Origin of the sequence: Mucilaginibacter sp. OK283 (assembly GCF_900110415.1) — a bacterium.
In the GTDB taxonomy this organism is placed as follows: domain Bacteria; phylum Bacteroidota; class Bacteroidia; order Sphingobacteriales; family Sphingobacteriaceae; genus Mucilaginibacter.
The window spans coordinates 23,179-35,877 of the sequence record NZ_FODR01000007.1; the positions used below are offsets into that span (position 1 = coordinate 23,179).

Consider the following 12,699-nt stretch of genomic DNA (forward strand, 5'->3'; position numbering starts at 1 on the left):
GCGTTTTGACCCTTCTAGTTCACTTAGCACTAAATAAACCTGTATAGCTATTCAAAATGGATCATTCATCTGTTCGCCAGTGCACGGCTACCGTCCGCTTTCGTACGGTTTATAATTTTTTTATTTTTATAAATAATTGATAATTAATTAATTATGTAATTGGTACGGGTTTTAGTATTTAAATAGTACACACGCCAAACAATTGGACTTATGTTGGAAAATTATATAAAAATAGCCTGGCGAAACCTGCTCAAGCATAAGGTTTTCTCCATCATCAACGTAAGCGGTTTGGCCATTGGTGTGGCTGCCTTCTGGCTTATCAGTTTATACGTAGCTGATGAATGGAGCTATGACCGTTATCATGCAAAGGCAGATCGTGTTTTTAGGGTTGCGCAGCATGGCGAGTGGAATGGCGGTAAATTTAACCTGGCCGTTACATCGCCGCCTTATGGCCCTACTTTAAAAAATGACTATCCCGAAGTTGAGGATTTTGTCCGTATAGACGCAGAAGGCGGTGGCAAAGTAGTTTACGGCGATAAGCAGGTAAATGAAGGCGGCATCCTTTTTACCGATAATGGCTTTTTTAATATATTCAGCCACCACTTTTTATCAGGCGGTGCAGGTTCGGCCTTGTCAAAGCCGCAAACTGTGGTTTTAACCAAAACGCTGGCTGTTAAACTTTTTGGCGATGCAGATAATGCGCTTAATAAAACAATCACCATTAATGATCAGCCAAACGCGGTTACAGGGGTGATTGAGGATGTACCTGCAAACTCGCATTTTTCATTTGCGGCTTTGCGCTCATTTCCATCGGGTTATACCGATAGGTGGGGCAACTCGGGCATATATACTTACCTGCTACTAAAAAATCATGACGATTTTAAAAAGATAGAGGCCGGTTCGGTTGCGTTTCACAAAAAGTATCTTACCGCCGACCTTGGCCCTATGAAGTACCGGCTGGAGCTTCAGCCGCTTACGGATATCCATTTAAAATCAAACCTTGGTTACGAGATTGGCAACAACGGTAACATTACCTACGTGTACGTGTTTGGCGTTGTGGCTTTGCTAATATTGGTAATCGCGGTTATCAATTATGTAAACTTGGCAACAGCCCGTTCATCGGTGAGGATGAAAGAGATAGGCGTGCGCAAGGTTATTGGTTCCAGTAAAAAGCAATTGATGCTGATGTTTTTTGCCGAATCTGTTTTGTTAACGGTTATTGCTACAGTTGTTGCTGTGGTACTAATTGAAGTAGCGCTGCCTTATTTTAACCGGTTATCGGGCAAAACATTAATACTAACCCAATTCGGACAGGCCGAAACTATTGCAGCTTTAGCCATATTCTCGTTTTTTACCGGCATGTTTAGCGGTTTATATCCGGCGTTGTTCCTGTCGGGTTTCGGCACTATATCTGCTATCAAAGGACAGGTGGGCAGTCAATCGGCTACCATATTATTCCGCAAATCGCTGGTAATATTTCAGTTTATTGTTACCATCGTAATGATAGCCGGATCATGTATAATTTATCAACAGCTAAATTTTGTAATGAACAAGGATTTGGGTTTTAACAAGGCCCAGGTGCTCACCTTTCACATCGGCGATAAATCGGCACGTACAAAAATAGCTGCCCTTAAAAGTCAATTGCTGCAAAACCCGGCTATAGAAAGCGTTGGCATAGCCGGTAACCCAATTGGTAATAACAACATTGGCGGTGGCGATTTTAACCTTGGCCCCGATGGTAAAATAAACCCCGAATCGAAAATTGTAGAAAACCTGGTTGTTGACCAGGATTTTATCCCTACACTGCAAATAAAAATGGCAAAAGGGCGCAATTTTTCGCCATCGATGGCTACTGATCAAAAAGAAGCCATCATAGTAAACCAAACCCTGGTAAATGAAATGGGCTGGAAGGATGCTGTAGGCAAAAGGGTGCGTACGGGTGTTGATGAGAAGGGTAATGTAATATCGCAAACCATTATTGGCGTGGTAAAGGATTTTAACACCTACTCGTTACAGCATAAAGTAGAGCCTATGGTACTGCAGATGCCGGCCAAAGCAAACGACGAGGATAATTTATACGTGCGGATAGCCAAAACTAATATCCCGGCAACGCTTGATTATATCCGCAAAGTATACGGTCGTTTTGATATCGAGAGCAAAGCAGAATTCAACTTTCTTGATCAGAACTTTGCCAAACAATACCAGTCGGAACAAAAACAAGGCAACATCCTGTTCATATTTACCATATTGGCCATCAGCATAGCCTGCCTTGGCCTGTTTGGCCTTGTAACGTTTACTGCCGAGCAAAGGATAAAAGAAATAGGTATCCGCAAGGTGTTGGGGGCAAGTGTAACCTCTATCGTTGGGCTGTTGTCAAAAGATTTAATCAAGCTGGTTTTAATATCAACTATAGTAGCATGGCCATTGGCCTGGTACGGCATGGGCCAATGGCTGCAAAGCTTTGCCTATCGTATTAACATCCATTGGTGGGTATTTGCCATAGCAGGCACAGTAGCTATCGCGATAGCCCTTGTTACAGTAAGCATACAATCAATAAAAGCCGCGACGGCTAACCCGGCGAAGAGCCTTAAAAGTGAATGATTTGGTCATTAGTCATTGGTGCTTATCTCGCGGCAAGTAAATCAACTTAAAGTATCAATAACAGCGAAATGACCAATGACCAATGACAGCGTAGCGAAATGACTAATGACTAAACAAAATGATAAAAAATTATTTTAAAACAGCCTGGCGTAACATTGTAAACAATAAGTTTTACGCGGCCATTAATGTGGCGGGGTTAACCTTTGGGTTAGTGATTGGCCTGTTTATGCTGCTTTGGGTGCAGGATGAGTTGAGTTTTGATACGTTCAACAAAAAAGGGCCCGGGATATATCGCGTTGGCATTGTGGGCGGTACTGATGAAAGCAAACAGATATTTACCTCGATTATTGCCCCGCTTGCTACTTACGCCAAAGCCGAGATGCCGGAGGTTACCGATGCCGTGCGGATCAGGAATATTGGCGTAGCGCCGTTTAAATACAAGGAAAAGAATTTCAGGGAAGATAATTTTGCTTTTACCGATCCTTCATACTTTTCTGTATTTGATTTTAAGCTGGTTGCAGGCGATAAGAAAAAACCATTCCCGGATAATAATTCGGTAGTGATAACACAGGCTATAGCCAAAAAATACTTTGGCAACGAAGACCCTATAGGCAAGGTGGTTGTTTTAGGCTTAAACGAAAACCTGAAAGTAACCGGGGTAGTTGCCGATTATCCTGCAAACTCCACCCTAAAATATAACATCCTGCTGCCCATGAGCCGGTTTAACAAGCTGGCCTACATGGATAGGAAATTAAGCTACGACAATAAAACGTTCATCTCTTCGATGGATGGCGACTGGGCCAATTTTGCATTTGATACTTACCTGTTGCTTAAGCCCAATACCGATATTAACCAGGTTACCAAAAAGCTTCGTGCAATACATGAACGCGAACACCCGGTAGATGCGCCCGTGCCTTACCTTGCGCAGCCACTGTTCCAGATGCATTTGTACAAAGCCGATGGCAGTAACGGAGGTATTGAAACAGTACGCACATTTGCCATTGTGGCCATCTTGATACTGGTAATAGCCTGCATCAACTACGTAAACCTTTCGACAGCACGATCGATGTTAAGGGCCAAGGAAGTAAGCATGCGCAAAATAATAGGCGCCGGTAAACTGCAGCTATTTATGCAGTTTATGATTGAAACTACTTTACTGTTTGCCATATCAACCCTGTTTGCCCTTATTTTAATGTATGTGCTGATGCCTATGTACAATAACTTCTCGGGCAAGCAATTGCAACTATCTGTAACCAACTACCAGGTTTGGATGTATGTGGTAATTACACTGATAGGCACCTTAGCAGCATCAAGCATTTACCCGGCTTTGTTGCTTTCATCTTTTGAGCCATTAAAAGCGCTTAAGGGTAAAGTAACTACGGGTATAGGAAATACCGTTTTCCGGAAGGTACTGGTTGTGGTTCAGTTCAGCGTTTCTATCGTGCTGATCATCGGCACCCTGGTAATTGGCAGGCAGCTCAATTTTATCCAGAAAAAGGATCTTGGCTATGATAAAGAAAACGTGTTTGTGTTTAATATGCGCGATATGAAAACGCATTACGATGCCATTAAACAGGAGTTGCTGAAGCAGCCCGGTATTATATCGGTAACCCGGTCTGGCAATGATATTATTGAAAACGATAACTGGACAGGCGATAACGACTGGGACGGTAAACCAGCCAAAGCCAACCTGTTTTTTCATCCGATTGCTGCCGACAAGGATTTTATATCTTTCTTTAAAATAAAAATGAAGGAGGGGGCAGCCTTTACCGGGGCTATTGCTGATACTACCCGTTTTGTACTAAACGAGGCCGCGGTATCTGCTATGGGCCTTAAGGATCCGATAGGTAAAAATATCCGCATCCAAAAAATGAAGGGTACCATTAGCGGGGTAGTAAAGGATTTTCACTTCGCATCTATGCGTAAAAAAATTGAGCCGGCGGTATTGTACTACCGTGCCGACGACTGCTACAAAATATACATTAAAACCACTGGTGCCAATGCACAAAAAGCCATTGCAGCCGCGCTTACTTCCTGGAAACAATACAATAACGATTCGCCGTTTTCCTATACTTTTTTAGATGACTCGTTTAACCAGCTATACAAAACAGAGCAACGTACAGGCTCGCTATTTAACGTGTTTTCGGCCATTGCTATTTTTATATCATGCCTTGGTCTTTTTGGCCTGGCAACCTATTCGGCACAGGTAAAGACCAGGGAGATCGGCATCCGCAAGGTATTGGGGTCAAGCGTTGCAGGCATTATCAGGTTGCTGACTACCGAGTTTATTGTACTTATTGCGATCTCTATTTTAATAGCGGTGCCTGTGGCCTATTACGCCATGGACAAATGGCTGCAGGATTATGCTTACCGGATTACCATAACCGCCTGGATTTTCCTGATGGCCGGCTTTGGTGCAACGGCAATAGCCCTGCTAACCATCAGCATACAATCGGTAAAAGCCGCTTTGGCCAACCCGGTTAAGAGCCTTCGTAGTGAGTAGTGAGTGGGCAGTTGTGAGTTTGCAGTAAGCAGCGGGGAGTTCACTACAAAGTTATGAAGCGATAAGTACCAATGAACTAATGAACCAATAGGATGATAAAAAACTACATTAAAACGGCGTTTCGTACGCTCAAGAAAAACCTGGGTTTTACGGCTATTAATGTTTTGGGGCTGGCCCTTGGGCTGGCTACTTGTTTGCTGATTGTTTTTTATGTGGTAGATGAGCTGAGTTACGACAGGTTTAATACAAAGACCGACAGGATATATCGAATCAATAACGATATCAAGTTTGGTGGCAACGATCAGTCGTACGCCAGTTCGCCCGCGCCGTTAGCGGCAGCTTTAGTGGCCGATTTGCCCGAAGTAGAGAAATCCGTGCGGCTAATAAACAGGGGAGGCTACAACGTAAAGAAAGGCAACCAAAATATTAAGGAAAACCAGATGCTGTTTGCCGACGCTACACTTTTTGACGTGTTTACATTCCCGATGATAGCCGGCGACCCGCATAAGGCTTTGGTCGACCCGCATACCGTGGTAATTAATGAAACCGTTGCCAGGCGTTATTTTAATGATCCGTTACTGGCAGTTGGCAAAACGCTTACATTTAATGATAGCATACTTTATAAAGTAACCGGGGTTATAAAAGATATCCCGAAGCAGTCGCACTTTAATTTCGGTTTCTTTTTATCAATGAGCACCCTTGCCGAAAGTAAGGATGACGCCTGGTTCAGCAACAATTTTAATACTTATGTTTTATTGCGTGAAGGGGCCGATCCGCAGAAATTTAAAGCCAAATTACCATTGCTAATGCGTAAGTATGCCGGCCCGCAGCTGCAAAGTATACTTCACATCACTTTCGATCAGTTTGAAAAAGCAGGTAATAAGTACCAGCTTAATTTAATTGCGTTAAAAGACATTCATCTAAAATCAAACGCTGTATCAGAACTTGCGCCCAATGGCAATATTCAGTACGTATACATTTTTACAGCGGTGGCTATTTTTATATTGCTTATAGCCTGTGTAAACTTCATGAACCTATCTACCGCCCGGTCATCAAACCGGGCGCGCGAGGTTGGGGTACGTAAAGTGTTGGGCTCGCCACGTAAATACCTTATTTTTCAGTTTTTGGCCGAGTCGGTGATGGTTACGTTTATAGCGGCGGTGCTGGCTATAATTACGGCTTATTTATTTATGCCCGTGTTTAACAACATGGCCGATAAATCATTTAGTTTCAATATCGGCGCATTAAGCTGGCTGTTGCCGGGCATGTTGGCGGCAGTATTAATTATTGGCTGTTTGGCCGGTTTTTATCCGGCTTTCTTCCTTTCGGCATTTCAGCCTATCGAGGTGTTAAAAGGTAAGCTGGCCAATGGTTTTAAAGGTAGTTGGTTAAGAAGTTTCCTGGTAGTGTTCCAGTTTTCGATATCTATTTTCCTGATTATTGGTACCCTGGTTATTTATAACCAGTTAAAATATATCCAAAGTAAAGATCTGGGCTATAGCCGTAACCAGGTAATGATTATACATGGTATTTATGAAATGGGCGCACAGGCCGCCACATTTAAAAACGAAGTAAAGCAGTTGCCGGGCGTAATTAACGCCACCATGACAGGTTTTTTGCCAACTATGGACTACCGTAACAGCAGCAGCGTTTTCCCCGATCGTAACCTTGACCAAAAGAAGGCAGTGCTGGCGCAAACCTGGATGGTTGACGAAGATTACATAGGCACTCTTGGTTTGAAACTGGTAAAGGGGCGCAATTTTAATAAACAAATGGGCACAGATACCGCGTCGATGATCATTAATGAAACAGCGGCAAAACTGATGGATGTGGCCGATCCGGTTAACAAAATGCTGTACGTTCCGCAGGATAATATGGCCAAGGTTTGGAAGGGATACCGGATAGTTGGGGAGATAAAAGATTTTAATTTCAATTCATTAAAAACCAACATCAGCCCGGTAGTATTGATGTACGGCGAAGACAGAGGGGCCTTAAGCCTGAAAGTAAAGACGGCCAACATTACAACACTGATGGGCCTTGTCAAAAGCAAATGGAAATCTGTTGCGCCCAACCGCGAGTTTAACTACTCGTTTATGGACGATGATTTTGATGCCACCTATCGCGCCGAGCAGCGCATGGGCACCATAGCCATTGTATTTACCACCCTGGCCATTATTATTGCCTGCCTTGGCCTGTTTGGCCTTGCCGCTTACGCTGCCGAGCAGCGCAGCAAAGAAATAGGCATCCGCAAAGTATTGGGTGCCGAAGTAAGTACCATTGTAGCTATGCTGAGCAAAGATTTTATTAAACTGGTACTGATAGCCATTTTGGTGGCAACGCCCCTGGCCTGGCTGGCTATGCACCAATGGCTGCAAAGCTTTGCCTACCGCCAAAACATTCAATGGTGGGTAATTGCAGTATCGGCTTTCCTGGCTGTTTTTATAGCTTTCGCCACTATCAGTTTTCAATCCATCAAAGCGGCGTTGAGTAACCCGGTGAAGAGCCTTCGTAGTGAGTAGTGAGTGGGCAGTTGTGAGTTTGCAGTAAGCAGCGGGGAGCTCACTACAAAGTTATGAAGCGATAAGTACCAATGAACTAATGAACAAATAAAATGATACGTAATTATTTAAAAATAGCCTGGCGAAACCTTTATAAGCAAAAGGTTTTTTCGCTGATCCATATCCTGGGGTTAACCATGGGCATTACGGTGTGCCTCATGATTTTCCTGTATATTATGAATGAGTTTAGTGTAGATAAATTTCATAAGCAGGGCAAAAATATTTACCGGGTAATGCGGGGCTTCGATCCGGCGAAACCGAGGGTCCCATACCTGTCGGGCCCGTATGCGCCGGCATTGCTGAACGATTATCCGCAGGATATTAAGATGGCAGTGCGGGTATCGCCGCAAAATAACCTGGTATCTTTTGGTGAAAAAGCCTTTAATGAAAAGAAGGTGTATGCCGTAGACGCCGGCTTTTTTAAGCTGTTTACTTTCCCGCTTCTTAAGGGTGATGCCGCCACAGCGCTTGATAATCCTAATAGTGTGGTGCTTACCGAAACTACCGCAAAAAAATACTTCGGCTCGGCCGATAATGCCATGGGTAAGGTGGTGCAGTTTGATAAGCAGCTGAACCTGAAAGTTACGGGCGTTGCCAAAGACGTGCCGTCAAACTCGCACCTCGATTTTGATTTGGTGATGCCGATAGCCAACTATACCAAAAATCCGGGCTTTGATGTATGGATAAACAATGGCTTGTTTGTATATGTGCTTTTAAATGAGCACAGCAGCCCAACTGCGCTCGAACGTCGTTTTACCCAGTTTATGGATAAGTACATGGGCAAGGATATGCAAAAATTCGGCGCTAAGTTTGATTTATCGCTTACCCCGCTTAACGACATTTATTTTGAGCAATATTCGGCTTTTGATAATGTAAAGCATGGCGATAAAACGGTAGTATTCATATTTATCTCGATAGCGGCGCTTATCATGCTCATCGCCTGTATCAACTTCATGAACCTGGCTACCATCAGGGCGGTTGAGCGGTCAAAAGAGGTAGGGATGCGCAAGGTAATGGGCGCGTTACGCAATCATTTAATATGGCAGTTTATTGGCGAGTCGTTGATGCTGGCCCTCATTTCGCGTGCATTATCAATTGGTCTGCTCCTGGTATTGATGCCATCCTATAGCCAATTACTGGGTTATGATTTAACTGTATCCTGGAATAGCCTGCCTATCTGGTTATTTCTTTTCGGGGTTATTTTGGTGGTCGGCTTTTTGGCGGGAAGCTACCCGGCTATATTTATGTCGGCGTTTTCGCCTATACAGGCTTTAAAGGGTAAATTGAAGCTGGGCAAAGGCGGCAGTATTTTCAGGCAGGGATTGGTGGTGCTGCAATTCAGTATTTCGGTGATGCTTATCATCGGTACTATTGTGATTGTAAACCAGATGCGTTATATCAAAAGCAAATCATTAGGGTATGATAAGGAACAAACACTGGTGATAAAAATTGATAACAACGATATTTATGATCACCGTAAAACTTTTAAAGACGAATTACAAAACTCCGGGGCAGTTTCATCGGTGTCGCTGATGTCTGGCGAGCCCGGTGGTTTTTACGATGTGCATGGTTTTGATGCCGAAGGACAGCAAGCCAATTTTATGTCGCGAACAGAGTTTGCCGATTTTGAATACGTAAAAACCTTAGGGTTGAAAATAATTGCCGGCCGCGATTTTTCGCCCGCTTTTGCCACCGATACTGCCAACTCAGTACTTATCAACCGTACGGCAGCTAAAGACTTAGGTTTCTTACCGCAGCAGGCTATCGGCAAATGGATAAAAAACAAAGTGCGTGATGATAAACGGCGAACTATTATTGGTGTAGTAGAGGATTTTAACTTCCTTTCCCTTAAGGAAAATATGGACGCCCTGGTGATCTCTCCAAGCGACGACCGTAGGGTGATCGTTATCAAATTAAAGGCAGGCAATATCCCTGCATCGGTGGCAGCGGTTAAAGATATATATACCAAAGTAGCGCCGGTTTACCCATTTGAGTATACGTTTTTAGACCAGAAGTTTGACACTACCTATAAAACAGATATCAGGCAGCAAACCATGCTCACTATTTTCTCGGGCCTGGCTATTTTCATCGCCTGCCTGGGTTTATTTGGCCTGGCATCGTTTACAGCAGTCAAGCGCACTAAAGAAATTGGTGTGCGTAAAGTATTAGGCTCATCGGTACAAAGCATTTTGATATTGATCTCGAAAGATCTGCTTAAACCGGTATTCCTGGCAACAGTTATAGCAATGCCTATTGGTTACTATTGCATGAATAAATGGCTGCAAACCTTTGCTTATAAAACGCCTTTGCATTGGTGGATATTTGTATTAGCCGCGTTTATCACGTTTATCATCGCCGTATTAACCATTAGCTTCCAGTCGCTTAAAGCAGCAATGATGAACCCGGTAAGGAGTTTGAGGAGCGAGTAAGTTTTTAGTATCAAGTAGTAAGTATCAAGACAAATACGGTTTCGATTTTGGGATTTGGAACTTTAAAGTTTAAGGTTTTGTAATTAGAGTTTAGGATTTAGAAATTATCATTTAAAAAATATGAATACCAAATTAGCGTGGCGTAATTTAAAAAAGAACAAGCTTTATGCGTTTGTAAATATCCTGGGTTTAACGGTTGGTATTGCCAGCTGCCTGCTTATAGGCATCTACGTAAAGCACGAAACAAGTTACGATAAGTTTCACGTTAACGCCGATAGGATAGTGCGGGCAACTATGGAATATAACACGGCTGATGGACCACAAAGCATAGCCGTTAGCGGTACTAAAGCTGGCCCGGAATTTAAGCGGGTGTTGCCCAGGGTGAAGGATTATGTACGAACGTTTAAATCAAACAGGGTAATTGGTTATAATAACCAGGTATTCGACGAAAAAGGCATTTTATATGCCGATGCTAATTTCTTCAAAGTATTTTCATTTAATTTAGCTAAAGGCGATATCTCATCGGCTTTAAGTGCTCCGGATAAAATTGTGATCACTCAAAAATCGGCTGCGAAATATTTTGGCAACCAGGATGCATTGGGCAAAGTATTGAAAGTTGGCTCAAAAAACTTCACTGTATCGGCAATAGCTGAAAATGTGCCCAGTAATTCGCAAATACAGTTTGATTTTGTACTGCCATTTAGTCTTTATATGGATATGAACGGGCCGGAGCAATGGTGGACAGCCAATAACATGACTTATTTGCTGCTTAACGATAAAGCTTCACCTGCTGAATTGCAAAAACAGGTATCGGCTTACATGGTGAATACGGTAAGCAAAAAAGAACTAAAAATGGATGGCAACCATTATCTTACTTACAATTTGCAGCCTTTAACAGATATACATTTAAAATCAAACCTGGCTGATGAATTTGAGCCGGTTGGCAGCATAACATACATCTACGTTCTTTTAATTGTAGCCTTATTAATATTGATAATAGGTTGTGTAAATTATGTTAATCTTGCTATCGCCCAATCCGCAGGCCGGGGTGCCGAAATTGGTGTACGCAAAGTTATGGGTGCCGGCAATGGCGAATTATTTTGGCAATTCATTGTTGAATCCGTATTTACAGCGGTTATAGCTGCACTATTGGCCATTGCGCTGGCGGCGTTGGTTTTGCCTTTGTTCAACCAAATATCGGGCAAACAACTTGAAGCTGCCACCTTAGTCAACCCCCTCATACTTTTGGGCCTTGTGGCATTAAGTTTATTGGTAGGTTTTGCAGCGGGGGCTTATCCTGCATTGTTATTATCAAATGCTAAGCTGGTAAAAATATTAAAATCGGGGTTCTCATTTACATCCGGTCAAAATGTACGTAAATCGTTAATAGTTTTCCAGTTTGCGATCTCGGTATTTTTGATCATATCTACCATCGTGATACTGCAGCAATTATCATACATCCGCAATAAGGATATTGGTTACAGCAAAAGCAACATGGTAGTACTGCCTATAGATGCGAAGATGTTACCGCAGTTGGATGCAATAAAAAAAGCAATGAGCGGTATTCCCGGTGTGCAATCAGTAGCGGCTGCTAATGACGAACCTATAAATGTTGGCTGGGGCGATGGTATAAACACCAATGATGGTAAAAATATTTCTGTAAATGCTATCCCTGTTGACGAGGATTTTATAAAAACAATGCGGCTCAAACTAATTTCGGGAAGTGATTATACCCATGCGGATTTGCTATTGCTGGATACTACAAATCAACGTAAAAATTATCATTACACCTTTATGCTGAATGAGTCGGCGGTAAAAGCATTAGGCTGGACTCCAGAGCAGGCTATTGGCAAAACTATATCAAAGGGGGTAACCGGAACAATAAAAGGCGTGATAAAAGACTTTAATTTTAAATCATTCCATGACCAGATCACGCCCCTGATCTTATTCCTGGACAACGAACAGCTACACCGGATGTTTGTGAAGATAGATGGGAATAGCACAGCCGCAACGTTGGCACAAATTGGTAAGGTATGGAAAGATAGGGTTAGCCACCGTCCGTTTGATTATCGCTTTTTGGATGATGATTATGATGCGTTATACCGTACCGAACAGCGTACGGCAGGTGTATTCACTACCTTTTCTGCATTGGCTATAATGTTGGCCTGCTTAGGTTTGTTTGCCATTACAGCCTTTGCCGTTGTACAACGCACCAAAGAGATAGGCATCCGCAAAGTGTTGGGTGCGAGCATTGCCAATATTATTTTGCTGATAGCCAAAGATTTTTTAGCGCTGGTGATTATTGCCACGGTTATTGCATCACCCATTGCCTGGTACATATCCGGCAAATGGCTGCAGAATTTTGCCTATCGTATTGATATACAATGGTGGGTGTTTATAGTAACAGGTGTTGCAGCCTTATTGGTAGCCGCTGTTACGGTAAGCATACAATCAACCAAAGCCGCGTTGGCCAACCCGGTAAAAAGCCTGAAGAGTGAGTAGGCAGTTAGCAGTTTTCAGTTGGCTGTTAACAGTATTAGCAAGCTGCTGGATGTTGCAGCTAAAATTGAAGGGATAAGTACCAATGAACTAATGAACCAGTGAACCA

5 protein-coding genes are annotated in these 12,699 nt (G+C 43.0%); all 5 read left to right on the forward strand.

Going from position 1 to position 12,699, the window contains the following annotated elements:
- Positions 1–210: 210 nt before the first annotated feature.
- The 5 genes from BMX56_RS16800 (at position 211) to BMX56_RS16820 (ending at position 12,593) form a co-directional block, all read left to right on the forward strand.
- The gene (locus BMX56_RS16800) at positions 211–2,601 is read left to right on the forward strand and encodes an ABC transporter permease (protein ID WP_090650515.1); all 2,391 of its coding nucleotides are present in this window, start codon (positions 211–213) and stop codon (positions 2,599–2,601) included.
- Positions 2,602–2,719: 118 nt separating this feature from the next.
- Positions 2,720–5,104, forward strand: a complete 2,385-nt coding sequence (locus tag BMX56_RS16805; protein ID WP_090650519.1) for an ABC transporter permease — start codon at positions 2,720–2,722, stop codon at positions 5,102–5,104.
- Positions 5,105–5,196: 92 nt separating this feature from the next.
- Positions 5,197–7,623 (forward strand): ABC transporter permease, encoded by a 2,427-nt coding sequence (locus tag BMX56_RS16810; RefSeq protein WP_090650521.1) that lies wholly within the window; start codon positions 5,197–5,199, stop codon positions 7,621–7,623.
- Between the two features lie 92 nt (positions 7,624–7,715).
- Positions 7,716–10,091: an ABC transporter permease gene (locus BMX56_RS16815; protein ID WP_090650524.1), complete on the forward strand. Its 2,376-nt coding sequence runs from the start codon at positions 7,716–7,718 to the stop codon at positions 10,089–10,091.
- 120 nt (positions 10,092–10,211) lie between these two features.
- Complete coding sequence (locus BMX56_RS16820) at positions 10,212–12,593, forward strand: ABC transporter permease (protein ID WP_090650527.1); 2,382 nt, start codon at positions 10,212–10,214, stop codon at positions 12,591–12,593.
- Positions 12,594–12,699: the final 106 nt, after the last annotated feature.

Bases quoted from the DNA above. Each gene is read 5' to 3' on its own strand.
- BMX56_RS16800 (WP_090650515.1), top strand. From the start codon at position 211: ATGTTGGAAAATTATATAAAAATAGCCTGGCGAAACCTGCTCAAGCAT.
- BMX56_RS16805 (WP_090650519.1), top strand. From the start codon at position 2,720: ATGATAAAAAATTATTTTAAAACAGCCTGGCGTAACATTGTAAACAAT.
- BMX56_RS16810 (WP_090650521.1), top strand. From the start codon at position 5,197: ATGATAAAAAACTACATTAAAACGGCGTTTCGTACGCTCAAGAAAAAC.
- BMX56_RS16815 (WP_090650524.1), top strand. From the start codon at position 7,716: ATGATACGTAATTATTTAAAAATAGCCTGGCGAAACCTTTATAAGCAA.
- BMX56_RS16820 (WP_090650527.1), top strand. From the start codon at position 10,212: ATGAATACCAAATTAGCGTGGCGTAATTTAAAAAAGAACAAGCTTTAT.